Here is a 25,968-nt window from a genome sequence, read left to right on the forward strand (position 1 = left end):
GCGGACCGGCTCCCGGCAGCGCCGATCGCCGGGTAGCTTCTCGCCTCATGGCGACAGTGCACGAACGATTCCCCGTGCCCCCCGAGGCGTTGTGGCAGGCCCTCCCCAACGGGGTCGACGCGGTCAAGGGGCAGGCCCCCTACTACGACGCCGCGGCCGGGTACGTCACCTTCTCGACCAAGCTCGGCTTCTTCAGCTACGGGCAGACGGTCACCGTGAAGGTGGAGCGGACGACGGAGGGCTCCGGGCTGGCGATCCAGACGAGCTTGAAGTTCGGCTTCGTCGATTGGGGCGAGGGCAAGCGCATCGCCCGCAAGTTCATCGCGGCCGTCGGCGCGGCGGTCGGGCACACCCCGGCGGCCTGATGCCCGACCCGTGGAGACCCAGATGGGGCTTCCTGCTCCTGTACTTCCTCGGGCTCGGCGGGCACTGGATCTTCCGCGACTGGGACGACACCGCCACCATCGGAGCGATCGTCGGTTTCGTGGGCGCCCTCGTGCTCGTGTTCGTTCCCGGCCTGCCGTCCTGGATGCACGGAGACCTGCCTGGGGAGCGCTCTTCGCCGAGGATCCGCCAGTGGTGGGCGGCGCTGCGGTACACGATCCTCCGTCGTGAACGTGTCCTCGACGTGGTACTCGGGCCGTGGGCGCTGGCCACCGCCACGCTGGACCCGGACGCCGGGTCCGCGCGCGGATGGGCCGTCCTCGACGGCGACCCGGCGAAGTTCGTCATCGACGACTGTCCGGACGAACTCGCCGAGTCACTGCGCGGCCCGCGCCGGATGTGGGTCGTCGGCGACGCCCGCTACGGCGATGTCCTGGTGTGCGCGGACGGCGGCCGCGAGTTCACGACCGCCGCCTTCCGCTTCCGTTAGCGCCAGCCCTCGGCGTCGACGCCGCCGGGGATGGGCGCGGCCGGGTCGAACGGGGTCCGCGAGAAGATGAACGTCGCCAAGTCGAGGTGGTTCGGCTTCCCTGCCGAGTCCCGCCCGACTCGCAGCGTTTCGCCCGCGTAGTAGGCGTCGAGCCCGACCCAGGTGTCCTCGCCCACCGGCGCGAACCGTGACGCGCGCCCGGGGCCGTCGGTCGGCGCGAGGGAGAACAGGCCGCCCGGGAGCAGGCGCAGGTGGTACGGCGTCGGCCCCCAGTGCCACAATCCCGTCAGCTCCAGCAGCTTCGGGTCCACAGTGGACGGTTGCCACTCGGCGGGCATGGCGGGCTCGTGCTGTTCGGTCAGCTTCATCAGGTCGAGGCAGAGCTGCGTGATGCCGACGCCCGCCGTCGAGTTCGTCAGCACCAGCGCGCCGATGCCCGCGTTCGCGTCGACCAGCGAGCAGGCGAGGAACCCCGGCATCGACCCGGTGTGCCCGGCCAGCCGCCTGCCTTCCGTGCGGACCAGCATGACACCGAGGCCGAACCCGGTGGTCCAGGCGTCGCCGTCGTCCACGGTGACCATTTCGCGCATCTCCGCGACGGTCTGCTCGCTGAGCACTCCGCCGGTGTGGCCGCCGAGGAACGACGTCCAGCGGGCGAGGTCGGTGATCGTCGACCACAGCTGCCCGGCGGGTGCCATCGCGCCCGCGTCCGGTGACGGCTCCGGCATGAGGAGATCGGCGAAGGGGTGCACCGCGAATCCGCTCGCGTGCGCGCCTTCGGGATGCGGCGACGTCCGGGTCATGCCGAGCGGGCCGAGGATCTCGGCGCGGACGACGTCGAGCCACGACTGACCGCGGTGGCGGGCGACCAGCTCGCCGAGCACGCCGTAGCCGACGTTGCTGTAATGGAACTTGCTGCCCGGCCGCAGCCGAGTCGCGCCGTCCTTGAGGCTCTCGACGAGCGCGTCCCAGTCGGCGCCGACCGTGCGCTCCCACCAGGAGCCGGGCGATTCCGCGGTCAGCCCGGAGGTGTGCGACAGCAGCTGCGCGATGGTGGCCGAGCCGAACGCGGTGCCCGGCAGATGCTGCTCCAGCGGGTCGTTCAGGTCGAGCTTGCCTTCGTCACGCAGCCGCATGACCGCCGTCGCGACGAGTGTCTTGGTGATCGAGCCGAGCCGGTACTGCGTGTCGGCGCCGGGTGTCTCGCCGTCGACGCGTCCGCGCCCTCCGGACCAGGCGAGTTCCCCGTCGCGGACGACGGCGGCGACGATGGACGGGGCGCGGCACGAGGATTGCTCGTGCGCGAGGCGGCGTAGCAGCGCCAATTCGGTCGAGGCAAGCATGGGACGCATTCTGCCTACCCGAGCAGGCCCAGTCGCATAGCGGTGGTCACAGCGGCCGTGCGGTCCGAAACGTCCAGTTTGCCGAACGCGCGCAGCAGGTGGGTCTTGACCGTCGCCTCGCTGATGTGGAGCGTCCGGCCGATCTCGGCGTTCGTGCTTCCCCCGGCCACCAGCCGGAGTACTTCGATCTCGCGCGCCGACAACGGCGATGTCGTCGGGTTGCGCACGCGGTTCACCAGCTTCCCGGCCACCGAAGGTGCCAACACCGTCTCACCGCGTGATGCGGCACGGATCGCACCGGCGAGCTCCGCACGCGAAGCGTCCTTCAGCAGGTACCCGGAGGCGCCCGCTTCGACCGCGCGCAGGATGTCCGCGTCCGTCTCGTAGGTGGTGAGCACGACCACGCGCTGATCAGGCCGGTCGGCGAGGATCTTCCTGGTCGCCCCGACGCCGTCGAGGCCGGGCATCCGCAGGTCCATCAGGATCACGTCCGGCTGCTTGACCCGGCTCAGCGCGACGGCCTCGTCGCCCGAGCCCGCTTCGCCGACGACGCTCAGGTCCGGCTCGGCCTCCAGCATGCCGCGCAGGCCCTCCCGCACCACGGGGTGATCGTCGACCAGCATGATCGTGATCACGCGGGCACCTCCAGTTCCAGCTTCGTCCCCGCACCGGGTCGGCTTGTCAGTCTCACGATGCCACCGACCTGATCGGTGCGCGCCCGCATCCCCGACAGGCCGAAGCCGCCGGTGGGCGCCGCGGGGTCGAATCCGGCGCCGTCGTCGGTCACGGCGAGGTGGACCCGTCCATCCATAGTGGACAGACGGAGCGCGGCCGAGGTGGCGCGGGAGTGCTTGCGGATGTTGCTCAGCGCCTCCTGCGCTCCTCGCAACAGGACGACCTCGGTGGCCATCGGGAGCGCGGGCAGCGGGCCGTCGACCTCGATCGACGCCTCGATACCGGTCTCCTCGGTCAGCCGTTCCGCCTGACGGCGCAACGCTTCTTCCAGCGAAGCGGCGGCGAGCGCCGACGGTGCCTGCGCCGCGACCATCGCCCGCGCCTCCGCCAGGTTCTCCCGGGCCGTCCGGGCCGCGAGTGCCAGGTGACGGCGGGCCGCCTTTGGGTCGGTGTCCATTTCGGACTCGATCGCCTGGGCCAGGGTCACGATGCTTGTGAAGCCCTGAGCGAGCGTGTCGTGGATCTCGCGGGCCATGCGCTCGCGTTCGGCGGCCGTTCCCGCCTCCCGCGAGAGCCGGGAAACCTCCGCCTGACTGGCCTTCAGCTGTTCGATCAGCGCCGCCCTGCTCTTGCTCTGCTGGATGATCTGGGTGGTGTAGCGGCCGGCGAGGAGGCTGAAGATGATCAGAATCGCCGTCATCGGCAGCATGACCGGCTGTTCGTCGAGCCCGCCCCGCACGAGCAGGGAAGCCGGGCTCGAGAGCACCGCCGCGGTGGTGAGGATCGACGCGGCCTTCGTCGGCATCGTCATGTACAGCACGGGGCAGACCAGGAAGAGGACGAAGCTCGAGTTGCCCGACGCGAACACGGCCCCCAGCGTGAAGAGCATCATCACCCCGGCGAACAACCATGGCGTGTGGTCGTAATCCGGGCCCTTGATGAGGCGGCGTCCTCGGACCAGGTAGGTCACGCCGAGCCCGGCCAGGCACAGGAGCGCGACCGTTTTGCCCGTCGTCGCCCCGTCGTCGAGCAGTACCAAGGCCGTCGTCGCGACGAAGGTGACCCCGAACAGGACTTCCCAGAGCCAGTAGAACCGCTCCCAGGCGTTCACCTGCCCTCGTTCGACCAGCGGAACGTCAGCTTCGCCAGCAGCAGCCCCGCGGCGCACCACGCCGTCAGCACCAGTGCCACCATCGGAAGTTCCCATGTTCCCGCCATCTCCTGTGTCGCGGCCTCGGCCGGCAGGAACACCGAGCGGAAGCCCTGGCAGATCCACTTCACCGGGAAGAACGAAGCGATGTCGACCATAACCTTCGGCAGAGTGGTGATCGGCGTGACGAACACCCCGGAGATGAACTGCAGCGCGAGGTAGATCAGGTTGGTCACCGCGACCGCGCCGCTGACCGTCCGGGTGACCGAGCCGAGTGCGATCCCCAGCAGCGTGCAACCGGTGATGCCGAGGAGGAAGACCCACAGCGCGGTCAGCAGTTTCGCCGGATCGGTCGGCAGTTCCAGATCGAAGAGCAGGCTGCCCACGATCGACATCAGCACTACCTGCGCGATGCTGGTGAAGCCGACCAGGATGATCTTGCCGACGAAGTAGGACGCCGCGGGCATCGGCGTGCCACGCAGCCGTTTCAGCGCCCCGAGCTCGCGATCGGACGCGAGGTTGATCCCGATGCTGGTGAAGGACGTCGAGACGATGCCGGAGCCGATCATGCCCGCGGCCAGCACCTGGCCGGTGGTGATCGCCATGCCGGGCATCGAGGAGTTCAGCATCGAGCCGAGCAGGATCATCAGCAGCGACGGAAACGCGAAGGTGAAGATCACCTGCTCCCGGATGCGAAAGAACTGTTTGATCTCCGCGGCACCCCGGACGAGACCGAGCGAGAAGGTGCCCGGGAGGGTCAGCGTGCTCATCGGGCTTCTCCGATCAGGTCGAGGTAGGTGTCTTCGAGGGTGGGGCGGTGGACGGTCAGCTCCGACGGCTCGCGGCCGTCGGCGGAGAGCTCGCGGATCAGCTTGGCCGGGAAGTGGGTGCGCTCTTGGTGGCCGCCGCGCTCGTCGGTCCAGCGGACGGTGGCCTCCGCGGTCGCCCGGCCGCCGAGCGTCTGCGGTGTCCCTTCGGCGACGATCTCCCCGCGAGTGATGACCGCGACGCGGTCGGCCAGCGCCTCGGCCTCGTCGAGATAGTGGGTGGTGAGCAGGATCGTGGTGCCTTCGCGGGCCAGACTCCTGATCAGTTCCCAGAACTGGCGCCGGGCCGCCGGATCGAAGCCGGTCGTGGGCTCGTCGAGGAACACCAGCTCGGGCCGCCCGATGATCCCGAGCGCCACATCGACACGACGCCGCTGCCCGCCGGAAAGGTTCTTGACGCGGGCACCCGCCTTCTCGGTCAGGCCGACCCTCTCGATCACTTCATCGGTGTCATGGGGATTCGGGTAATAGCGGGCGAAATGCCGGACCGTCTCGGCGACGGTGAGTTCGGCGGCGTCGTTGGCCGTCTGCAACACGATTCCGAGCTTTGCCCGCCAGGCGCGGCCGGCGGTGCCTGGATCCTCGCCGAGTACGTCGACCTCGCCCGACGTCCGCTCGCGGTGCCCCTCCAGGATCTCGACCGTCGTCGTCTTGCCCGCTCCGTTCGGGCCGAGCAGCGCGAACACCTCGCCCTGCTCGATGTCGAGATCGATACCCCCGACGGCCGTGTGGCCCGGGTACTCCTTGCGCAGACCGCGCACTCTCACTACCGTTTTCATACCTCGATCGTGCTGTGCGGGGTCCGGGCCGCGGGACGTCCGCTGGACTGAACCCGGCTGTCAACCGATCGATGGACACCGGCGTCCCCTTTCCCCGCAATTAGTCACCTACTTGCGTCGGCTTGCCTGAAGCGCGGTCTTCACGCGAGCGACCATGCCCTTCGGATCCCCGTAGAGCTCCTCTTTCGTGATCACGACGAATCTCCAGCCGTCGGCTTCCATGAGTGCCCGTCGTTCGGAGTCGAAGCGGGGTTGCTCCCCTTCGAGATGCCAAGCGCCGTCGTATTCGATGGCGAGTTTCGCTTTGCGGATCGCGAGGTCGAGGCGTCCGAGGAATCGTCGTTCGCGGTACACCTCCACCTGGGGCTCCGCCTCGATGTCGTGGATCCACAGCCAGACCCGGACCTCGGATTCGGGGATGGATTCGGCTCTCGCGTCGGAAAGCGCCAGCGCCTTCCGTGCCCTGACAATGCCGTGGTCGTGACGATGCCCGAGGTAGTTTTCGAGCTGTTCGCGTTCGATGAATCCGGCATGAAGCAGCGCGTCGACCAGACCGACCACCCGGGGAAACGAGCGATGGAGCCGGGTGTTGGACAAGATGTCCATGGTCATGCGCAGCGGGCTCGCGATCCGGCCGTCTCGCCAAGGCTCGAAATCCTCGCCGATCAACCGAGATCGTTTCAAGTGCATCCCACGCTGGAAATGGAACCCTTCCTCCTCGGGTATGACGAACTCGACCGGATCGTTGTCGAGGGCGAACGGGAAGCCGCGCACTGTCGCGGCCGAACAGCCGGTCAGTACCGCGCCGGGGGGTGCGGCGAGGATCGCCGCCTTGCAGCGGAGCACATGATCCTGCGGGATGCGGATCGGAACGTAGACGTTCTGGAACAGCCGGTTGTAGGGCCCCGATCGGAGCTGTGAACGGGTGATGTCACCTTCGCTGATGGCGCGGCTGCCAAGGAAGGGACCGCTGAAGTCGGCGACTTCCGCGTAGTGGCTTCTGGACATGATCCGACGATGGCATCCGTTCCTGACGCCAAGACCGCTCCAAGATCAACTTCGGCTCAGTTGTCCACAATGACCCACGCCTGTGCGTAACTCGTCTGACCTGGCGCAAGTAGGTGACTAATTGCGGGGAGTGAGCAGGGTTCGTACCGAGGTTTCGAGGGAAGGAAGGAGGGCGGCGGGGTCGGCGGCGGTGAGCATCCGGTTCGCGAAGCCGTCGGTCAGGGCGAGGACGGCGTCGGCCAGGTCGCTCGCCGCGAGGTCGTCGCGCACATGGCCCGCCGCCTGCGCTTTCGAGAGGTACTGGGCCGTGATCTCCACGAGCTCGTCGTAACCCGTGCGGATGAACTCGGCCCACGACGGCCGGACGGCGGCGCGCGCGGTGAAGGCGTTGATGACGATCACCTCCGCGCGGCGCTGCTCGTCGAGCGGCATCGCCTCGACCAGCAAACGCAGCAGGAGGTCGAGCAGGTCGCCGGACTGGTCGAGGGTGTTCCAGCGCTGCTCCAGGAACTCGCTGGTCATGTCGAGGGCGAAGCGGAACAGGTCTTCCTTGGTGGAGAAGTACTTCTGCACCGCGCCCGCGGACACCCCTGCTTCGACGGCGACCGAACGCACGCTGACGGCCTCGACGCCTTCGCGCGCGACGATGCGCAGGAGGGCGCCGGCGATCTCGCGGCGGCGTTCGGCGCGGTCCACGATCTTCGGCACGGACGCATCCTCCCTCGCAGTCGGCTGATTTGCCCTTCGTGGCCGGAGCCAGGCGTTGCGGGAGTCGACCGCAAGTTGCTCACCCGGCGCTCTTTAGAATACAGTCGTATTCGAACAGGGGGTACTGGGGTGGACGAAGTAGCGCAGAAACGAAGGGCGGAGGAGAACCAGCTCGCCGCCGCGCTGACCAAAGGCCCGGCGGAGGTTCTCGATTTCCTGCTGCCGTTGTGGGTGGGGAGTCAGCTCGGCGCGTCGGCCGCCGAGGTCGGGGCGCTGACGGCGCTGGAGACGCTGGTGTCGTTCGTGGTCCGGCCGATCGCGGGTTCCCTCGCGGACCGGTTCGACCGCGGCCGGATCGCCGCCGTCGGTGCAGTCCTCTATGGACTGTCCTTTGTAGTCTATGCGGTGGCTCCGGGGATCGGGGTCGCCTACCTGGCCGCGGTTCTCGGCGGCGCGGGCGGCGCGCTGTTCTGGGTCGCGTTGCGGGCCCGCGTGGGGGAGGGGCTCGCGAGGGACGACGGCGCGTTCAGCAAGCTGTTCGCGGCCGAAGGCGGCGGGACATGGATCGCGTTCGTGGTCGCGCTGACCGCCATCGCCTGGATCGACTACCGGGGCGTGTTCTGGCTCGGCGCGGCGGCCTGCGCGGTGGCCGCGGTGGTCCTGCTGAACGCGAAATCCACGCCCGTGCGCGAAGAAGGCGCGCCGCGGTTGCTGCAACTGGGCAAGAGGATGCGCCCGATGCTCGCGCTCGTCGCGTTGACCGCGATGGCGGAGGCCGGGGTCGCCCTCCTGCTCCTGATGCACCTGCAACGCGGACATCAACTGCAACTCGGCGAGATCGCCGCGGTGTTCATCCCCGGATTCATCGTGTACAGCCTGCTGCCGGACTACCTGCACGGCTTCGTCCGCAAGGTCGGCCGGACGCGGGTGCTCGCACTGGCGATGGTGGCGAGCGCGATCTTCGCCACCGGGTTGTCCTTCGCGCCGAGTCCGCCGGTGCTCGCGGTCATGTGGGTGCTGTCCGCGGCGGCGTTCGCGGCCGCCATCCCGGTGGAGCAGGCGGTGGTCGCCGAGGCGGCCGGGCTCAGTCTCGGCCGCGCGATGGGGATCTACGAGAGCGCGACGCTACTCGGAGCGACGATCGGCACCTTCGTGGCGGGCCAGCTCTACGGTTCGGACGCCGGTTGGCGTGTCGCCTGCTTCGGCGCGGCGGCGCTCCTGCTCTTCGGATCGTTCGTGGTTCGTGGCGCCGTACGGCGTGTCGGAGTTGCGGAGTTTCCCGTGGAACCACGAAAAACGGTGTCACAAAAGGAAAAGCCGGTAACCCGCACGGTCGAGGAGAGTCCGCAAGCGGCCGAATCGGTGACGGAGGAGCCGAACAAGCGCGCGAACCCGCTTCGCAACTGGACGGTCCATGTCGCGGTGTACGTCGTCGCGCAGGCGGCGCTGGCGTTCGCCGGCTACAGCTGGCCCGTCGAAGCGTTGTTCGGCGGCTCTCACCCCGCCGGCTGGTACTGGAACTCCAGTGGTCACTGGCTGTTGAACATCGGCCGGATCTGGACCTTCGTCCTGGTGATCGACACGGTGTGGACCCTCGGCCGCGCGGTGCTGAAAAAGCGGCCTTATTGACAAGTTGTCTAACATGACATCATGTCTCACAAGTGGGTGACGGCCAGCGACGGTGTCCGCCTTTCGGTCCGGGTGACCGGCGTCGACGACGCGCCCACGGTGGTGCTCGTCCACGGCTACCCGGACAACGGCTCCATGTGGGACGGCATCGCCGCCCTGCTCGAACGCCGCTACCGGGTCGTCGTCTACGACGTCCGCGGCGCGGGTCGCTCGGACAAGCCGTCGGGACGCGCGTCCTACAAGCTGGACCAACTGTCCGATGACCTGGCCGCGGTCGTCGACGAGGTGCAGCCCGAAGGCAAGGTCCACCTGCTCGCGCACGACTGGGGCTCCATCCAGACCTGGCATTCGGTCACCGGCGAGAAGCTGCGCGGACGGCTGGCGTCGTTCACGTCGATCTCCGGGCCGAGCCTCGACCACGCCGGCGCGTGGTTCCGCGACCAGGTGCGCCCGAGCCCGAAAAGGCTCAAGAACGCGCTTGTCCAGTGGGCGCATTCGACCTACATCCTCGGGTTTCAGATCCCCCTGATCCCGCAGGTGCTCTGGCGCACCGGCGCGATGGGCGCGCTCATCGGCCGGATGGATCCGGCGGCCGCGGCGCCGTCCACTTCGGATGGTCTGTACGGACTCAACCTCTACCGCGCCAACATGTTCACCCGCCTTTCCCGGCCGCGGCCGCACCAAGCCGAGATCCCGGTGCAGGTGCTCGCGCCCACCGGCGACAAATTCGTCACCACGCCGTTGCAGACCGAGATCGAGCGCTGGGCGCCGGACCTCCGGATCCGCCGGATCGTCGGCACGCACTGGGTGGTCCGCGAGAAGCCCCAGGTGATCGCCGACGCCACCGCCGAGCTGATCGACCACGTCGAAGGCGGCGAGGAGAGCCGTGCGCTCAAGCGCGCCCGGTCCGGCGGCTTCGCGCACAAGCTCGTCGTCGTCACCGGCGCCGGCAGCGGGATCGGCCGCGCGACGGCGCTCGCGTTCGCGGACAAGGGCGCCGACCTGGTCATCACCGACATCAACGGCTCGGCCGCCACGGAAACCGCGAAACTCCTGCGGGACAAGGGTGTCACCGTCGGCGAGTACACAGTGGACTCTTCCGACGCCAAGGCGGTCGAGAAGTTCGCCCAGCAGGTCAAGGAGGAGTTCGGGGTTCCGGACATCGTCGTCAACAACGCGGGGATCGGCCTGTCCGGCCCGTTCCTCGACACGACGGTCAAGGACTGGGAACGCCTCATCGACGTGAACCTGTGGGGCGTCATCCACGGCTGCCGCGTCTTCGCCGAGCAGATGCGCGAGCGGGCCGAAGGCGGCCAGATCGTCAACGTCGCTTCGGCCGCCGCCTATCTGCCGTCGAAGATCCTTTCCGCCTACGCCACCACCAAATCCGCTGTGCTGACGTTGAGCGTGTGCCTGCGGGCCGAGCTCGCCGCCGAGAACATCGGTGTCACCGCGATCTGCCCCGGCATCGTGAACACGAACATCACCAGCACCACCCGCTTCGTGGGCGTCGACGAGATCGAGCAGAAGCGGCGCCAGAAGTCGAGCAGCAAGCTGTACGCGAAACGCGGTTTCGGCCCGGAGAAGGTCGCGCGCGACATCCTGCGCGCGGTCGAGAAGGACAAGGCCATTCAGCCGTCGACGCCGGAGGCCAAGGCCGCGCTCGTCCTCTCCCGGCTCACCCCCGGACTGCTGCGGGCCGCGGCGAAACTGGACGTCAGCCCGTGACCCGGCGCCCTCGCCGCATGTCGCCGGAAGCGCGCCGCGAGGACCTGATCCGCGCCGCGCTGGACCTGTTCGGCTCGCGCGCGCCCGAGCTCGTCACGGTCGACGACATCATCGCCCGGGCCGAGGTCTCGCGGCCGCTGTTCTACCGGTACTTCTCGAGCCTGCGCGAACTGCAGGTCGAAGCGCTGAAGACGGTCACCGAAGGGCTCATCGACGGCCTTGCCGGACTCGAGGAAGGCCCGCCCGAAACCCGGCTGCGGGCCGCCGTCCGCGGCCTGATCGACGTCGCCGATCACTACCGAGCGGGTTATGTCGCGCTGTTGCGCAGCGGCTCCGTGATCGCGACGTCGGAGACGGACGCCGCGATCGACGAGGTCCGCAACCGCGCCGTCGAGCTGATCCTCGGCGCGCTGGGAGTGCCGGAGCCCTCGCCTATGCTCCTGTTGACCTTGCGCTGCTGGACCGCGGTGGTGGAGGGCTCGCTGTTGAGCTGGCTGCAGGAGCGGGCCGTACCGCGCGAGGTGCTCGATGGGTGGCTGGTCGATCAGCTCACGGCCATGCTCTCGGCGACCGCTGCCCACGATTCTTCGGTCCCGCAGCTGCAATGAACGGGCCGTTCCTCGCGAAATTCGCAAGGAACGGCCCGTTTCATAGCGCGCGTCAGGACTGCTTGATCACCAGGTCCCAGCCTTCGACGTCTTCCGGCTTGCGCGGCTCGGGGCCGACGTACTTGGCCGACGGCCGCACGAGACGCCCGGTCTTCTTCTGCTCCAGGATGTGCGCGGCCCAGCCGGCGGTGCGCGCCGAGCTGAACATCGCGGGCATCATATGCGGCGGCACCTCGGCGAAGTCCAGGATCACGGCCGCCCAGAACTCGACGTTGGTCTCGATCGGGTGGTCCGGACGCCGCTCGCGCAGCTCCTTCAGCGCCACCTGCTCCAGCTCGGCGGCGGCCTCGTAGCGCGACGCGCCGAGCTCCTGGCACGTGCGGCGCAGCACGCGCGCCCGCGGGTCCTCCGCGCGGTACACGCGGTGCCCGAAGCCCATCATCCGTTCCTTGCGGTCCAGGATGCCCTTGACCAGGCCGACCGCGTCGCCGGTCTTCTCGACCTCTTCGATCATCGGCAGCACGCGCGCCGGCGCGCCGCCGTGCAGCGGGCCGGACATGGCGCCGATCGCGCCGGACAGCGCCGCGGCGACGTCGGCGCCGGTCGAGGCGATGACCCTGGCGGTGAAGGTGGAGGCGTTGAGGCCGTGTTCGGCGGCCGAGACCCAGTAGGCGTCGATGGCCTTGACGTGGGCCGGGTCGGGCTCGCCACGCCACCGGACCATGAACCGCTCGGTGATCGACTTGGCCTCGTCGACCCTGGTCTGCGGGACGGCGGGCTGCCCGATGCCGCGAGCGGACTGGGCGACGTACGAAAGCGCCATCACCGAGGCGCGGGCCAGCTGGTCGCGCGCTTCGTCGTCGGTGATGTCGAGCAGCGGCCGGTAGCCCCAGATGGGGGCGAGCATGGCCAGCGCGGCCTGGACGTCGACGCGGACGTCACCGGTGTGCACCGGCAGCGGGAACGGCTCGGCGGGCGGTAGCCCGTGGCCGAAGCGGCTGTCGACGAGAAGTCCCCAGACGTCACCGAAGGTCACCTTGCCGGCGAGATCCTCGATGTCGACACCGCGATAGCGCAGCGCGCCACCGTCACGGTCGGGCTCGGCGATTTCGGTCTTGAAGGCGACCACGCCTTCGAGACCGGGTCGGAAACCGTCGTCGACCTGGTCGGACGGCTTGGTGCTGATCGTGGAGGCACTCACTGTGGTGAAACCTTTCGATGCGCATTCCCCGGCTTTGTGTTTCATGCGTGGACGGGTTGCACGCAGCGAAGGCGCGCCTCATCGCACGGATGGACAAACTTTGCTCCACGTCGCGGCGCGGGGCAATCGAAAGATGTGGTGCTTTCGGTCACGATTACGAGAACGATTCAGTGAAATCGGCGCTCGTACGCGAAGAGTTACGGTTCCGTTCACTTTCCGTGTACCGGGCGCCGAGGTAAATCCTGTGTTTCGAGAACCGGCGGCGGGCGGTTTCCGGTGATAGACCTTTCCCATGCACCTGAGCCCCCAGGAGCGGGACAAACTGCTCATCCACGTCGCGGCGGACGTAGCGCGCAAACGCCTGGAACGAGGGGTCCTGCTGAACTACCCCGAGGCGGTCGCGCTGATCACCGACCACGTCCTCGAGGGCGCCCGCGACGGCCGGACGGTGAGTGAGCTCGTCGAGAGCGGGCGTTCGGTGCTCTCGCGGGCGCAGGTACTGGGCGGAGTACCGGAGATGGTCGATTCCGTGCAGGTCGAAGCCACTTTTCCGGACGGTACGAAGCTCGTCACCGTGCACGACCCGATCGTTTAGGGGGCCGCGAGTGCGACCAGGGGAGATCATCACCGGCGACGGGCCGGTGGAGCTGAACCCGGGCAGGCCGCGGGTCCGGCTGCTCGTGCGGAACCTCGGCGACCGGCCCGTCCAGGTCGGCTCGCACTACCATTTCGCGGCGGCGAATCCGGGACTCGAATTCGATCGCGACGCCGCGCGAGGACATCGGCTCGACGTGCCCGCGGGGACCTCGGTGCGGTTCGAACCGGGCGTCGAACGCGAAGTGGACCTTGTCCCGCTGGCCGGGAACCGCGCGGTGCCCGGATTGCGGATGGGGTCCTGATGCCGTCGATCGATCGCGAGCGGTACGCCGAACTGTTCGGCCCGACGACCGGCGACCGGATCCGCCTCGCGGACACCGATCTGCTGATCGAAGTCACCGAAGACCGCAGTATGGGGCCGTCCGGCAGCGGCGACGAAATGTTGTTCGGCGGCGGCAAGGTCATCCGCGAGTCCATGGGCCAGGGGATGGCGACCCGGGCCGAAGGCGCGCCGGATCTGATCATCACCGGCGCCGTGATCCTGGACCACTGGGGGATCGTCAAGGCCGACGTCGGCGTCCGCGACGGCCGGATCGTCGGCATCGGCAAGGCCGGCAATCCCGACACCATGGACGGTGTGGACCCGGCGCTGGTCGTCGGCCCGTCCACGGAGGTGCTGTCCGGCAACGGGAAGATCCTCACCGCGGGCGGGATCGACTGCCACGTCCACTTCATCTGCCCGCAGCTGACCGAGACCGCGCTGGCGTCCGGCCTCACCACCCTCGTCGGCGGCGGGACCGGCCCGGCCGAAGGCAGCAAGGCCACCACCGTCACCCCCGGCGCGTGGAACCTCGGCCGGATGCTGCAGGCGATGGACGGCCAGCCGGTCAACGTCCTGTTGCTGGGCAAGGGGAACACCGTCCGGCACGAGGCACTGCGGGAACAGCTCGCCGCCGGCGCGGGCGGGTTCAAACTCCACGAGGACTGGGGCAGCACCCCGGCCGCGATCGACGCCTGCCTCACCGTCGCCGACGAGTCCGGGGTCCAGGTGGCGATCCACACCGACACCCTGAACGAGGCGGGTTTCCTGGAGTCCACTGTGGACGCCATCCGCGGCCGCTCGATCAACGCGTACCACACCGAAGGCGCGGGCGGTGGGCACGCGCCGGACATCATCCAGGTCGCCGGGCTGCCCAACATCCTGCCGTCGTCGACGAACCCGACGCGTCCGCACACCGCGAACACCCTCGACGAACACCTCGACATGCTGGTCGTCTGCCACCACCTGAACCCGTCGGTACCCGAGGATCTCGCGTTCGCCGAAAGCCGGATCCGGCCGACGACCATCGCCGCCGAGGACGTCCTGCACGACCTCGGCGCGATCTCCATGATGAGCTCGGACTCGCAGGCGATGGGCCGCATCGGCGAGGTGATCATCCGGACCTGGCAGACCGCGCACGGGATGAAACGGCGGCGCGGCGCCCTGCCCGGCGACGGCGCGGCCGACAATCTGCGGGCTCGCCGCTATGTCGCCAAGTACACGATCAACCCCGCGATCGCGCACGGCATGGAACGCGAGATCGGCTCGGTGGAGGTCGGGAAACTCGCGGATCTCGTGCTGTGGGAGCCGAAGTTCTTCGGTGTCCGGCCGCATGTGGTGCTCAAGGGCGGTTTTCCGGCGTGGGCGGCGATGGGCGACGCGAACGCGTCCATCCCGACGCCGCAGCCGGTGCTCGCGCGGCCGATGTTCGGCGCGGCCCCGGTGGTCGCCGCCGCGAGCGGTTTCCATTTCGTGGCACCGGAAGCACTGGAAAGCGGGGTGGCGGAGCGCTTCGGCATCACGCGGAAGCTCATGCCGATCTCGAACACGCGCTCGCGAGGCAAGGCCGACATGGTGCTGAACGACGCGACGCCGGACATCCGGGTGGATCCGGACAGCTTCGCCGTGCACGTCGACGGCGACCTGATCGAGCCGCGGCCGGTGACCGAACTGCCGATGGCGCAAAGGTACTTCTTGTTCTGATGGACCTCGCCGCGCTCATCCTCGCCGACTCCCGGTTCCCCGGGGGTGGCCACGTCCATTCCGGCGGACTCGAAGAAGCCGTCACGCGGAAGCTGATCACGCATGAGCGCGATCTGCCTGGCTTCCTGTCCGGACGCTTGCGCACGGCGGGTTCGCTCGCCGCGGTGTTCGCCGCCGCGTCGGCGCACGCCGCCGCGCGGAATGTCCAGAGTGGACATTGGCGGCGGCTCGACGCCGAACTCGACGCCAGGACGCCGTCGCTCGCGCAGCGCGAGGCGTCCCGTGCGCAAGGTCGCGGGACGGCCAGAGCGGGCAAGGCGGCGTGGCCGTCGCCGGTGCTTTCCCGGCTGTTGGAGGAAACCCCGCGACCGCATCATCCGGTGGTGGCCGGTGCACTGATCGGGGTGCCCTTCGACGCGGCGATGGCGGTGGCGTACCTCGCGATCAGCGGACCCGCGAGCGCGGCCGTGCGGCTGCTCGGTCTCGACCCGTTCGCCGTCAACGCGGTCGTGGCCCGGCTCGCGAACGAGGTCCGGGACGTTTCCCTGCGCGCGGCCGAGGTCGCGGGCGACGATCCGGCCGATCTCCCGGCGCCGGGTTCTCCGGCGCTCGATCTGTTCGCCGAGGCACACGCCCGGCATCACCAGGAAGAGGTGCGTCTCTTTGCCAGCTGAACATGGTCACGGTCACGGACATGTGCACCCGGTCAACTTCGACCCGACCGCCGCGGAACCCGACCACTACGAGCAGGCGCCGACCGCGGGGCGCGCGTACCGGATCGGGATCGGCGGGCCGGTGGGGAGCGGGAAGACCGCGCTCACCGCGGCGCTGTGCCGGGCGCTCGGCGACGAGGTGAACCTCGCCGTCGTCACCAACGACATCTACACCACCGAGGACGCCGACTTCCTGCGCAAGGCGGGAGTGCTCGACCCGGCGCGGATCGAGGCCGTGCAGACCGGCGCGTGCCCGCACACCGCGATCCGCGACGACATCACCGCGAACCTCGACGCCGTCGAACGGCTGGAAGAGCGCTTCCCGGGGCTGGACCTGGTGATCATCGAAAGCGGCGGGGACAACCTCACCGCGGTGTTCAGCCGCGGGCTCGCCGACAGCCAGGTGTTCGTGGTCGACGTCGCGGGCGGCGACAAGGTGCCGCGCAAGGGCGGGCCGGGCGTCACGACGGCGGATCTGCTGGTGATCAACAAGATCGACATCGCGCATCTGGTCGGCGCGGACATGGATGTGATGACCTCGGACGCGCATCGGATGCGGGGTGAGCTGCCCGTGATCACCCAGTCCCTTGTGGACACTCCGAACGCGCCGGCGGTCGCGGACTGGGTCCGCTCGCTGCTCCCGGTCCGCACGGGGTGAAGGCGCACGCGCGGCTGACCGCCTGCTTCGAGGGCGGCCGGACCGTACTGCGTGAGCTGCGTTCGATGGCGCCGCTCACGCTCCTTCCCAAACGGGGCACCGGGGTGACGGCGGTGGTGCACCTGGTCAACTCGGCGACCTCGCCCTTGGGTGGTGACGAGCTGAAGCTGACCATCCGTGTCGGCGCCGGTGCTTCGCTGCGGCTTTCCGGGGTCGCGGCGGCCATCGCGCTTCCCGGCCTGCACGGCGAGGGAAGTTCGTCCCTTGTGGACATCGTCGTGGAGGGCGGTGGCTCGCTGGAGTATCTGCCGGAGCCGACCGTGGTGACCGCTCGTGCTCGGCACATCGCCGAGTTCCGGGCGGCTGTGTCGCCCGGCGCCTTCCTGCACACGCGGGAGGTGCTGGTGCTCGGGCGGGCCGGTGAGCGACCGGGTTCTTTGGTGACCACGCAGCAGGTGACGCGGGGTGACGTGCCGCTGCTGCGGCAGACACTGGAGATCGGAGACTCCACTTTGGACTCCAGCCTGGCGCATCTGGCCGGGCGGCGGGTGCTGGCGACCGATCTGGTCGTCGGCGGTCCGGAACTGCCCGAGGCGTCCGGCGAGTGGTGGTCCCGCACGTCCCTGGCGGCCGGTGGGACACTCACGACATCGCTGGCTCACGATGCCGTGACCGCGCTCCGGGTGTTCGAAGAGGGCTGAAGGGCCCTTTCCCCGCATGTGACGCAGCGAAAGGGCCCTTCGCCGCGTCGCATGCGGCGAAGGGCCCCTTCAGCCCACGTCAGAACTTGGTGCCCAGCCAGGTCATCGCGACCGGACCGCCCGCCGAGACACCACCGATGTGTTCCAGCAGCGGGAACTCCTGCCAGGTGACGTCGGCGCCGAGGGCGCGGTAGCGCTCGAGCAGTCCCTTGCCGACCGAAAGCGGGATCAGTTCGTCCAGCGACGCGTGGTACAGGAACACCGGCGCGCCGGGTTTGGTCTTGCCCGCCAGGTTCTCGCCGAGCCGGGCCTGCCAGCGCGGGTCCGACGAAACGTTCGGCACGGTCGTGAAGTCGTTGAGCCGCGCGAAAGGCGCCGCGGCGCCGAGTTCGACGGTGCACGCTTCCTTGACCTTCGCGACGGCCCTTTCACCCTTCGCGTTGAGCACCTCGTTGAACGGCAGTTCCGGATAAGCGGTCGCGTAGCCGACGGCGGCACCGAGCACGAGGCCGAACGCCGGCCCGCCGTCGTTGAACTTCAGGACCGCGTTCAGATCCGCCGGGACACCGCCTTCCGCGACGCCGACCAGGTTGACGTCGGGCGCGTAGGACGGCTGGAGTTCACCGGCGAAGGCCGCGGCCTGACCTCCTTGTGAGTAACCGAAAACGCCGACCGGTCCGGTCTTGGACAGGCCCGCTTCAGGGACCCGGGAAGCGGCGCGGGCGGCGTCCAGGACGGCCCGGCCTTCGGACTGACCGACGGCGTAGGTGTGCGTGCCCGGGGTGCCGAGGCCTTCGTAGTCGGTCACGACGACCGCCCAGCCGCGCGAAAGCGCTTGGCTCATCAGGAGGACTTCGTTCTCGGACCCGTTCGTCAGCCGGGTCGACGGCGCGCAGCGGTCGCCGAGGCCGTGGGTGCCCACGGCGTAGCTGACCAGCGGGCGGGCGCCCTTCGTCCACGGCGCGTGCGGGACCAGCAGGATGCCCGAAACCGTGTTCGGCTGTCCCGTCGCCGAGGTGGAGCGGTAGTGGAGTTTCCAGGCCTTCGCCGGGGCGGTGGCGACGACCGATTTGTAGTCGACCAGATCCCCTGGGGCGCTCGGCGCGGCTTGCGCGGCCGGGGCCCCGATCAGGGTGGCGGTGAGAGCTGCGACCAGAACTGTCCGAAGCGCCAGACGCATTACAGCCTCCAGTTTGGTAATTGAGATTTTCGCAATGTAGGCGGTGTTGCTAGCATCTGGCAATCCCTGTTACCGAATCGGGGGAGGTCGAGTGGCCCGCACCTATGGCGGGGTCGCGCCCGAGCAACGGCGCGCCGAGCGGCGTGAGCGCCTGCTCTCGGCTGCCTTGGACCTGTTCACCTCGACGGGTTACCGGCAGGCGAAGATCACCGAGTTGTGCACCCGCGCCGGCGTCTCGACGCGGAACTTCTACGAGGAGTTCGAGAGCAAGGAGAAGGTGCTGCTGACCCTGCACGAGCGCATCAACGCGCTCGCGCTGGAGCACGTCACCGGCACTCTGGAGCGACTGGAGAACGCCGACGCGGTCACCCGGATCGGGACGCTGCTCGACGTCTTCGTCAGCACGGTCACCTCGGATCCCCGGATGCCGCGGCTGAACTACGTCGAGGCCGTCGGCGTCAGTGCCGCTTTGGAGGCACAGCACCAGGAATGGGTCGACCGGTGGGCCGCGTTCATCGAAACCGAAGCCCGGCACGCCGCCGCGCACGGGGTCGCGCCGGATCGCGACTACCGGCTGACGGCGATCGCGCTCGTCGGCGCGGCGACCGGTCTGCTGCGCGAGTGGCAGGCGCACACCCCGCCGCTTCCGGTCGCCGACGTCGCCGCCGAACTCCGGGCCCTGATGCTGGCCGCCATCACCCGGCCCGGCTGACCCCGCGTTTCGTCCTCTGAACGCGCGGCCGCATTCAGAGGACGAAAGGCGTCAGGAGGCGGCGGAGGCCCGCCGGAAGGTGTTGTGCAGCACGGCGAGCAGCGCGTCTCGGACCGAGAGCCGTTGCCGCGCGTCGAAGGTGATCAGCGGGACGTCCTCGCCCACCGCGAGGGCCCAGCGCACGTCTTCGAGGTCGTGCTTGAGCGAACCGTCGAAGACGTTCACCCCGACCACGAACGGCAATCCCGCCTTCTCGAAGTAGTCGACGGCCGGATAGCAGTCGTCGAGCCGCCGGGTGTCGACGATGACGAGCGCGCCGAGCGCGCCCAGCACCAGGTCGTGCCACATGAACCCGAACCGGTCCTGTCCCGGCGTGCCGAAGAGGTACAGCTTCACCTCTTCGTCGATGGTGATGCAGCCGAAGTCCAGCGCCACCGTGGTGGTGGTCTTCGACGGCACGTTCCCGCCGGTGCCGTCGACGGCCGCGCCGGTCGAGGTCATGGCGGCTTCGGTGGTCAGCGGCTTGATCTCGGAGATCGCGCCGACGGTGGTCGTCTTGCCGACCCCGAACCCGCCCGCGATGACGATCTTGACCGGTGTCGGCGGCTTGGCAGGCACCGGTTCAGCGAATTGCTTCGAGTCCACGAATGACCCTTTCGATCATGCCGAGGTCCTGGGTGAAGGCGCCGGCCGGGCGACGGAGCACGACGTAGCCGAGTGCGGCGAGATCCGCCACGAGGACCCTGGCCACGCCGATGTGCAGGCCGAGCATCGCCGCCACTTCGGCGACGGATTTCGTTTCCCGGCAAAGGGAAACGATCTCCCGTCGTTCGAAGGTCAGCCTCGCGTGAGACGCCGCGCCGAGCCTGCTCGTGAGCACTTGAGCCTCGATTTCGAGCGTGCCGTCCACCGGCTGCGCGCGGCCGGCGGTGAGCAGATACGGGCGTAGCGGCGAGATGCCCTGTTCGGCGCCCCGCGGCTGAGGTACCTGGTCGTCGCTCATTCCCTTGTCCCCTCGTCAGTTCAGCTGCCGACGCTCTTCTTGAGTTCCTCGATCAGCGCGGGGGTGAGCACCTCGGTCGCGCGGTTGGCGAACATCGCCATCTCGTAGGCGATCGTGCCGAGGCTGGCCTGCTTGGTGGCGAGCACGCCGAGCGAGCACCCGATGCTGATCGTGCAGACCAGCAGGTAGCCCTGCTCAAGCTCGATGATGATCTTGTCGGGCGAACCGAGCGGGTGGCTCTCGGAGACACCGTGCGCGAGGCCGAGCATCGCCGAGCAGATCGCGGCCAGCCGGTCGGCGTTGGCCCTCTCCAGTTCGGACGACATCGCGATCAGCAGGCCGTCCGCCGAGACGGCGATCGCGCCCATCGCGCTCGCCGTGTTCTGCGCGAAGCGCGTCACCAACCAGTTGAAGTTCCGGGCTTCGACGCTGACTCCGGTCGTCATCTCTTGCTCTTCTCTCTCTGTTGCATCTCCGGGTTGACGGCTTTCTCCAACCCGTCACTGAAGGCGTCGAACGCGGCACGCTCGGCCTCGGGGTCACGCATGCCCTTGGGCTTGGTTGTGTTCAGCGCCGCCCGCGCGGTCTGGTGGCGCGCGGCCGGACCTTTCGCGAGCCCCGGCGCCAGCTGCGCGCCGGGGACCCTTCTGGTGAGTCCGCCACGCGAGGCGGCGGGCACCGGTGTCGGGGTCGGCATCGGCATCGACAACGGCGTTGCGGCTGCTGCCGGCGGTGCGGTGGCCTTCGCGAGCCCGGCCTCGAAGCCGTCGAAGGCCGCCTTGGCCGCTTCCGGATCATGCCTGGACTTCTGCCGCGAAGGCGCTTCGGGGGCTCCGGGAAGCTGCGCGCCCTTGACCCGCCGCCGCAGCCCGCCGCGGGTCTCGCCGGAATCGGCGGCGGTGAGCGTCGGCGCGGGTGCCTGGTACACGGGCGCCGGTTCGGGCACCGGCGCCGGCAGCGGTACCGGAGCCGGCGCGGGTTCGGCGATCTCCCCGTCGGTCTTGCGGAACCACCGGAAGTCCCTCGGCGGCTGACCGTCGCGCGGGATCATCCCGGCGATCGCCAGCGTCGGCGGCTCGTGCGCGGCTTCCCGCGGTTCCGGCCGGGACAGGGGCGCGGGTTCATCGCTCGGTTCCGCCGTCGGCCACACCGGCGGCGCGGGGACGGACTTCGGCGTGGGCGGCCGGTAGGTCAGCAGGTTCGGCGGGACCGTGAGCCGCGCGGTGATCCCCGCGCCCGGCTCGGTCTCGGTCAGTTCGACCTTGAGCCCGTGCCGCCGCGCGAGCCGCCCGACCACGAACAACCCGAGCACACTGGTCGGCGCCAGTTCGAGCCGTTCGCGTTCGACCAGTCGCCGGTTCTCCTCGGCGAGCCGTTCCGCGGTCATGCCGATGCCCTGGTCCACGATCACGATCAGGCAGGAACCGTCGGGCAGGATCTTCGTCCCGACATCCACAAAGGACTCCGGCGGGGAGAACGACGTCGCGTTCTCCAGCAGCTCGGCGAAGATCAGCACCAGATCGGAGCCGAACGGCGACGACAGCAGGACGTCGCCCATCGAGCCGAGCCGGACCCGCTGGTAGTCCTCGATCTCCGCGAGCGCCGAACGCAGCGCCGTCGACAGCTCGATCGGGCCGGAAATCCTTGCCTCGTCGCGGTTTCCCGACACGACGAGGAGGTTGTCCGCGTTCCGGCGCAGGCGGGTGGAGAGGTGGTCGAGCCGGTAGAGGCTGGCCAGCAGGGCGACGTCCTGTTCGTTGCGCTCCAGTTCGTCGACCAGTGCCAGCTGCCTGCCCACCAGGTTCTGCGTGCGTTTCGCGACGTTGGCGAACATGAGGCCGACGTTGCGCCGCGTGACGGCCTGCCGTTCCACCAGTTCGGCCGCGGTGGCCTGCACCCGGTTGAACGCTTCGGCCAGCTTGCCGAGTTCGTCCTGTGAGGACACGTCGATGGTGGCGAGCCGCGGCGCGAGTTCTTCGGCCTGCTCGGTGTCGGTGACGCGGACCAGTTCGGTGCTCGCGAGGTCCGCGACCGAGGTCGCCGCCGTGGTCAGCTTCCGCAGCGGATCCGCGATCGACCGGCTGACCGCGATCGCGAGACCACCGACCAGCAGGAACAGCACGCCGGCGCCGATACCGATCGTCCACGCCAGGTTCTGCGCGGCGTCGGCTCGCGCGGTCGCGGCGTCGGTGATGCCGGTGGTGACCGCGTCCTGGGCGAGCCGTCGCTGGTTCGACTGCGCGTCGACGGCGCCGAGGATGTCCGGCAGCAGGCTCTGCACGGCCTGCGGGCCACGGGCCTCGGGGAGCCTGGCTTCCAGCGCGTCGACCCGGCGGCCCGTCTCGCCCTGCTCGACCGCGACGACCTGCGTGGCCTGGGTGACGTCGGCCTGCTGCACGAACCGTTCGAGGAACAGCGACGACTGCTGCTTCGCGTCGGCCAGCACCGGTGTGCCCGATTCGGGGGTGACCAGCACGATGATCAACGCCATCCCGCGCAACGAGTTCTCCTCGTTCGCGCGCAGCAGCGCGTCGAGCGCGGTCAGCTGCTGGGTGCCCGCCGCGTCACTGGTCTGCTGCGGGACGAGGCGGAGCGAGTTGATGACCGCGTCGATCACCGCGTGGTAGGTCCGCGCCACGCTGTCGAGTGAGGCGCCGCGCCGGAGCGCGTTCTCCCGGATCTCGTTCAGCGATCCGATGCGCACCAGGGCCGCCGCGAGTTCTTCCGGCGCGTCGGCGCTCAGCTGCGAACGCACCTGGTTCACCGTGTCCGCGACGACGCTCTGCTGCTTCAGCATCGCCGAACTGCTCGCCGACGAAGACGCGATGTAGTGCGCCGTCAGCAGCCGTTCTCGCTGCAGTTCCCAGGCCAGCGTGCCGAGCGCGCGGGCCTGCGACGCGACGTCGGCGGTGGTGCGCGCGGACCGGGCGTCGTCGATCTCCCCGGCGACGTAAGGCACCGACACCAGGACCACGGCGGTCAGCGGCAGCATCAGGAGCAGGTTGAGCTTGCCCCGGATGCCGAGTCTGCCGAGCAATCCGGACCGCGGCCCGCGTTCGGGCCGGGTCTTCCCGTGCCTCATGGTCACCTTTCTCCCCGGCTCCGCCCGAGGTGTCCGCGGTGCTGCTCCCGGACGAGGTCTTCGATGGACGCGCGCAGCGCGACGAATTCCGGCGCGCGTTTGACCGCGAGGTCGCGTTCGGCGGGCAGGTCGACCACGATGTCGGCGGCCACCCGGCCCGGATCCGAGGCCAGCACCACGACGCGACGGCCGAGGAACACGGCCTCCTCGACGTCGTGGGTCACCATCAGCACGGTGGTGTGCGTGTCGGTCCAGATCCGGCGGATCAGGACCTGCATGTCCTCTTTGGTCTGGACGTCCAACGCGCCGAAAGGTTCGTCCAGCAGCAGCACGTCGGGCTCGCACACCAGCGCCCGCGCGATCGCGACCCGCTGCTTCTGCCCGCCGGAAAGCTGTTTGGGCAACGATTTCCGCAGGTGACCGAGGCCGGTCTCGTCGAGATACCAGTCGATGCGGCGCGCCCGCTCGGCCTTGTCGATGCTCAGCAGTTCGAGTCCGAACGCGACATTGGCCTCCACCGTGCGCCACGGGTACAGCGCGCCGTGCTGGAACACCAGCCCGCGTTCCGGGCCCGGTCCGGTGACGGCGTCACCGTCGAGGGTGATCAGGCCTTCGGTCGGCTCGGTCAGCCCCGCGATCAGCGACAGCAGGGTCGATTTGCCGGACCCGCTCGCGCCGACGACGCAGACGAAGTCGCCGCGCGCCACGTCGAGGTCGATGCCGTCGAGCGCCCGGGTGGTCTCGCCGCGGACCGCGTAGTCCTTGGCGACGGCCTTCAGCTGAAGCGTCATGCCGCCCACTTCCCGACCCGGGCCCGCAGGAGCCGCAAGGCGATGTCGATGACCAGGCCGAGCAGGCCGATCACGATCAGCAGCGCGAAGATCCGATCGGTCTGGGTGAACCGCTGCGCCCGCATGATCCGCAGGCCGAGGCCGGCGGTGGCGTTGATCAGCTCGGCGACCACCACGAAGTTCCACGCGGCCGCGGCGTTGACGCGGGTCGCGTCGATCATGCCGGGCAGCGCGTGCGGGACGATCACCTTCCGGAGGACCTCGCCCCGCCGCGCGCCGAGCGTGTACGACACGTCGAGCAGGGAACGCGGCACCCCGCGGACCGCGTCGGCGATCATCAGCGTGTTGAAGAAGACCGTGCCGAGGAACAGGACCGCGACCTTCGACGGTTCGCCGAGGCCGAGCCAGATCATCAGCAGCGGGATGAACGCGCTCGCCGGCAGATAGCGCAGCATCGCGATGACCGGCTCGAACAGCGCCAGCCCCGCGTCGAACGTCCCCATCACGATGCCGAGCGGTACCGAGACGAGGATCGCGAGCCCGAAGCCGAGCAGTACGCGCTGCGTGGTGGCCCAGAGGTCACTGAACAGTTCGCCCGACTCGATCATCTTCAGCAGCGCGTCGAACACCGCGACCGGCGTCGGGAGGAACATCGGTTTGATCGTGCCCAGCGCGTTCAGCGTCACCCAGATCAGCAGCGGGATCACGAACGAGGCCGCCGCCAGTGTCCACCGCCAGCGCGCGGGGATCGGCGTCCGGAGCGAAAGCAACGGAGAGGCGTTCGGCTTGAGGCCCGACCGGCGGGGCAGCGGCGACCAGTCCGGTCGCGCGCCGCGCCGCTCCTCCTGCGCCTCGGCGAGCCGCTGTTCGTCTTCGAGGCGGCGCGCTTCGGCCTCGTCGGCGGCGTCCGTCCGCTGAGCGGCCCGCCCCGACGCGTCCGTGGCGCTCACTTCACCGCCTTCACGTACTGGTCGTCGAACAGCCCGTCGAAGTTCGGCCTGCTCTGGGCGAGGCCGTTGGAGACGATGAAGTCGGCGATCTTGCCCGCCTGGAAGTTCAGGTGGGCGGGGGTGACGCCAGGGGTGAACGCGTCGAGGTTCTGCTGCTTGGTGAAGATCGTGGTGCCCGCGTCGTAGGTCTTGTACTCGTCGATCGACACCGCGCCGCGTTTGGCCATGATCCGCACGGCCTCGTCCCGGTTCTGCTTGATCCACTCGATGGTCTCGAACCAGGTGTTCACCAGCGCCTGGACCTCCTTCTTGCGCTCCTTCGACATCTGCTCGGAGACGACCAGGTGGTCGGGGATGGCGCCGGGGAACTCGGCGGACGTCGCGATCGCGCGGCTGCCGGGGCGCTCGAGCGCCTTCGTGGTGAAGGGCGCGAAGGCGGCGACGGCGTCGACCTGCTCGCCGACGAACGCGGCCGCGGCGGCGTCGGTCAGCAGCGGAACCAGCTCGATGTCCTTCTCGGTCAGCTTCGCCTCCTGCAGCGCGAGCAGCAGCAGGTAGTGGTCGACGGTGCCCTGCTCGACGGCGACCTTCTTGCCCTTGAGGTCGGCGACGCTGGTGATCCCCTGGCGGGCGATGACCTTGTCGTTGCCGGTCGAGTTGTCGTTGACCAGCACGACCGACAGCTTCGCGCCACCGCTGGCCGACGCGAGCGTGTCGTTCAGGGTCTGGCTGTTCGCGTCGATCGCGCCGGAGGAGAGGGCGTTGATGCTCTCGGTGTAGCTGTCGAACCACTTCAGGTCGACGTTCACGCCGTTCTTCTCGAAGAGGCCCTTCTCCTGGGCCACCGCCCACGGGAACCAGCCCGGCCAGGCGCTGTAACCGATGGTGACCTTGGTGCCGGAGGCGGCTGTGCTGTCGGAACAAGCCGAAAGGGCGGTCACGCCTGCCAGCGAAAGGGCGCACAACAACGCCGTCATGAGACGGCGGGAACGGGAAATCACAACGCACTCCTGGGGAAGGGGAGTAAC

General features: G+C 69.2%; 28 protein-coding genes. 12 read left to right on the plus strand and 16 right to left on the minus strand.

The window, feature by feature from the left end; all coding sequences use genetic code 11:
- The first annotated feature begins 47 nt into the window (after positions 1-47).
- Both BLW75_RS29065 and BLW75_RS29070 read left to right on the plus strand, forming a co-directional pair.
- Complete coding sequence (locus tag BLW75_RS29065; protein WP_034308476.1) at positions 48-365, plus strand: hypothetical protein; 318 nt, start codon at positions 48-50, stop codon at positions 363-365.
- Positions 365-874: a PH domain-containing protein gene (locus BLW75_RS29070; protein WP_034308478.1), complete on the plus strand. Its 510-nt coding sequence runs from the start codon at positions 365-367 to the stop codon at positions 872-874. Before BLW75_RS29065 ends, BLW75_RS29070 begins: the two co-directional genes overlap by 1 nt.
- On the opposite strand, the gene BLW75_RS29075 is transcribed toward BLW75_RS29070, so the two are convergent.
- The 7 genes from BLW75_RS29075 to BLW75_RS29105 form a co-directional block, all read right to left on the minus strand.
- Complete coding sequence (locus BLW75_RS29075; protein WP_034308481.1) at positions 871-2,217, minus strand: serine hydrolase domain-containing protein; 1,347 nt, start codon at positions 2,215-2,217, stop codon at positions 871-873. The two genes, BLW75_RS29070 and BLW75_RS29075, sit on opposite strands and share 4 nt — an antisense overlap.
- 14 nt (positions 2,218-2,231) lie before the next feature.
- Complete coding sequence (locus BLW75_RS29080) at positions 2,232-2,852, minus strand: response regulator (RefSeq protein ID WP_034308484.1); 621 nt, start codon at positions 2,850-2,852, stop codon at positions 2,232-2,234.
- On the minus strand, positions 2,849-4,003 hold the full coding sequence (locus tag BLW75_RS29085) for a sensor histidine kinase (RefSeq protein WP_034308485.1): 1,155 nt from the start codon (positions 4,001-4,003) through the stop codon (positions 2,849-2,851). Before BLW75_RS29085 ends, BLW75_RS29080 begins: the two co-directional genes overlap by 4 nt.
- Positions 4,000-4,812, minus strand: a complete 813-nt coding sequence (locus BLW75_RS29090; RefSeq protein ID WP_034308487.1) for an ABC transporter permease — start codon at positions 4,810-4,812, stop codon at positions 4,000-4,002. Before BLW75_RS29090 ends, BLW75_RS29085 begins: the two co-directional genes overlap by 4 nt.
- Positions 4,809-5,648 (minus strand): ABC transporter ATP-binding protein, encoded by an 840-nt coding sequence (locus tag BLW75_RS29095; RefSeq protein ID WP_091598529.1) that lies wholly within the window; start codon positions 5,646-5,648, stop codon positions 4,809-4,811. Before BLW75_RS29095 ends, BLW75_RS29090 begins: the two co-directional genes overlap by 4 nt.
- A 108-nt stretch (positions 5,649-5,756) precedes the next feature.
- Entirely contained in the window at positions 5,757-6,656 is a 900-nt protein-coding gene (locus tag BLW75_RS29100; protein WP_034308492.1) for an endonuclease domain-containing protein, read from the minus strand.
- 117 nt (positions 6,657-6,773) lie between these two features.
- Positions 6,774-7,364, minus strand: a complete 591-nt coding sequence (locus BLW75_RS29105) for a TetR/AcrR family transcriptional regulator (protein WP_034308495.1) — start codon at positions 7,362-7,364, stop codon at positions 6,774-6,776.
- Between the two features lie 129 nt (positions 7,365-7,493).
- Between BLW75_RS29105 and BLW75_RS29110 the strand changes: the two genes are divergently transcribed.
- Genes BLW75_RS29110 through BLW75_RS29120 form a run of 3 tightly spaced genes read left to right on the plus strand, consistent with a single transcriptional unit; the run spans position 7,494 to position 11,329 of the window.
- Positions 7,494-8,993 (plus strand): MFS transporter, encoded by a 1,500-nt coding sequence (locus BLW75_RS29110; RefSeq protein ID WP_034308498.1) that lies wholly within the window; start codon positions 7,494-7,496, stop codon positions 8,991-8,993.
- A gap of 36 nt (positions 8,994-9,029) precedes the next feature.
- Positions 9,030-10,721 (plus strand): SDR family oxidoreductase, encoded by a 1,692-nt coding sequence (locus BLW75_RS29115; RefSeq protein WP_034308706.1) that lies wholly within the window; start codon positions 9,030-9,032, stop codon positions 10,719-10,721.
- A gap of 17 nt (positions 10,722-10,738) precedes the next feature.
- A complete protein-coding gene (locus tag BLW75_RS29120; protein ID WP_034308502.1) occupies positions 10,739-11,329 on the plus strand; it encodes a TetR/AcrR family transcriptional regulator in 591 nt (196 codons plus the stop codon).
- A gap of 52 nt (positions 11,330-11,381) precedes the next feature.
- On the opposite strand, the gene BLW75_RS29125 is transcribed toward BLW75_RS29120, so the two are convergent.
- On the minus strand, positions 11,382-12,530 hold the full coding sequence (locus BLW75_RS29125; RefSeq protein WP_034308505.1) for a citrate synthase 2: 1,149 nt from the start codon (positions 12,528-12,530) through the stop codon (positions 11,382-11,384).
- A 292-nt stretch (positions 12,531-12,822) separates the two neighbouring features.
- Here BLW75_RS29125 and BLW75_RS29130 point away from each other — a divergent pair, with 292 nt between their 5' ends.
- From BLW75_RS29130 to BLW75_RS29155, 6 genes are read left to right on the plus strand one after another with little or no spacing between them, the layout of a single operon-like run.
- The gene (locus BLW75_RS29130; protein ID WP_034308507.1) at positions 12,823-13,125 is read left to right on the plus strand and encodes an urease subunit gamma; all 303 of its coding nucleotides are present in this window, start codon (positions 12,823-12,825) and stop codon (positions 13,123-13,125) included.
- Between the two features lie 10 nt (positions 13,126-13,135).
- Positions 13,136-13,429: an urease subunit beta gene (locus tag BLW75_RS29135; RefSeq protein ID WP_034308510.1), complete on the plus strand. Its 294-nt coding sequence runs from the start codon at positions 13,136-13,138 to the stop codon at positions 13,427-13,429.
- A complete protein-coding gene (locus tag BLW75_RS29140) occupies positions 13,429-15,150 on the plus strand; it encodes an urease subunit alpha (protein ID WP_034308512.1) in 1,722 nt (573 codons plus the stop codon). The genes BLW75_RS29135 and BLW75_RS29140 overlap by 1 nt, the downstream gene beginning before the upstream one ends.
- A complete protein-coding gene (locus tag BLW75_RS29145; RefSeq protein WP_034308514.1) occupies positions 15,150-15,824 on the plus strand; it encodes an urease accessory protein UreF in 675 nt (224 codons plus the stop codon). The genes BLW75_RS29140 and BLW75_RS29145 overlap by 1 nt, the downstream gene beginning before the upstream one ends.
- Positions 15,814-16,521 carry an urease accessory protein UreG gene (ureG, locus tag BLW75_RS29150; RefSeq protein ID WP_034308517.1) on the plus strand — a complete coding sequence of 236 codons (708 nt, stop codon included), beginning with the start codon at positions 15,814-15,816 and terminating at the stop codon, positions 16,519-16,521. Before BLW75_RS29145 ends, ureG begins: the two co-directional genes overlap by 11 nt.
- On the plus strand, positions 16,518-17,222 hold the full coding sequence (locus tag BLW75_RS29155) for an urease accessory protein UreD (protein ID WP_034308520.1): 705 nt from the start codon (positions 16,518-16,520) through the stop codon (positions 17,220-17,222). The genes ureG and BLW75_RS29155 overlap by 4 nt, the downstream gene beginning before the upstream one ends.
- Before the next feature lie 79 nt (positions 17,223-17,301).
- Here BLW75_RS29155 and BLW75_RS29160 read toward each other — a convergent pair whose 3' ends face one another.
- Positions 17,302-18,402, minus strand: coding sequence for a lipase family protein (locus BLW75_RS29160; protein ID WP_034308522.1), 1,101 nt, complete (start codon positions 18,400-18,402; stop codon positions 17,302-17,304).
- Between the two features lie 91 nt (positions 18,403-18,493).
- Between BLW75_RS29160 and BLW75_RS29165 the strand changes: the two genes are divergently transcribed.
- A complete protein-coding gene (locus BLW75_RS29165) occupies positions 18,494-19,114 on the plus strand; it encodes a TetR/AcrR family transcriptional regulator (protein WP_034308524.1) in 621 nt (206 codons plus the stop codon).
- A gap of 51 nt (positions 19,115-19,165) precedes the next feature.
- Here the strand turns inward: BLW75_RS29165 and BLW75_RS29170 are convergent, their stop codons facing one another.
- Genes BLW75_RS29170 through BLW75_RS29200 form a run of 7 tightly spaced genes read right to left on the minus strand, consistent with a single transcriptional unit; the run spans position 19,166 to position 25,941 of the window.
- Positions 19,166-19,759: a GTP-binding protein gene (locus tag BLW75_RS29170; protein ID WP_034308526.1), complete on the minus strand. Its 594-nt coding sequence runs from the start codon at positions 19,757-19,759 to the stop codon at positions 19,166-19,168.
- Positions 19,737-20,117, minus strand: a complete 381-nt coding sequence (locus BLW75_RS29175; protein ID WP_034308529.1) for a DUF742 domain-containing protein — start codon at positions 20,115-20,117, stop codon at positions 19,737-19,739. The genes BLW75_RS29170 and BLW75_RS29175 overlap by 23 nt, the downstream gene beginning before the upstream one ends.
- Before the next feature lie 20 nt (positions 20,118-20,137).
- Positions 20,138-20,563, minus strand: coding sequence for a roadblock/LC7 domain-containing protein (locus tag BLW75_RS29180; protein WP_005156032.1), 426 nt, complete (start codon positions 20,561-20,563; stop codon positions 20,138-20,140).
- Positions 20,560-23,199, minus strand: a complete 2,640-nt coding sequence (locus BLW75_RS29185) for a sensor histidine kinase (RefSeq protein WP_034308532.1) — start codon at positions 23,197-23,199, stop codon at positions 20,560-20,562. The genes BLW75_RS29180 and BLW75_RS29185 overlap by 4 nt, the downstream gene beginning before the upstream one ends.
- Positions 23,200-23,201: 2 nt before the next feature.
- Positions 23,202-23,990 (minus strand): ABC transporter ATP-binding protein, encoded by a 789-nt coding sequence (locus BLW75_RS29190; RefSeq protein WP_034308535.1) that lies wholly within the window; start codon positions 23,988-23,990, stop codon positions 23,202-23,204.
- Entirely contained in the window at positions 23,987-24,940 is a 954-nt protein-coding gene (locus BLW75_RS29195) for an ABC transporter permease (RefSeq protein WP_034308536.1), read from the minus strand. The genes BLW75_RS29190 and BLW75_RS29195 overlap by 4 nt, the downstream gene beginning before the upstream one ends.
- Positions 24,937-25,941, minus strand: a complete 1,005-nt coding sequence (locus BLW75_RS29200; protein ID WP_034308539.1) for an ABC transporter substrate-binding protein — start codon at positions 25,939-25,941, stop codon at positions 24,937-24,939. Before BLW75_RS29200 ends, BLW75_RS29195 begins: the two co-directional genes overlap by 4 nt.
- Positions 25,942-25,968: the final 27 nt, after the last annotated feature.

This window comes from Amycolatopsis lurida, from assembly GCF_900105055.1.
Lineage (GTDB): Bacteria > Actinomycetota > Actinomycetes > Mycobacteriales > Pseudonocardiaceae > Amycolatopsis > Amycolatopsis lurida.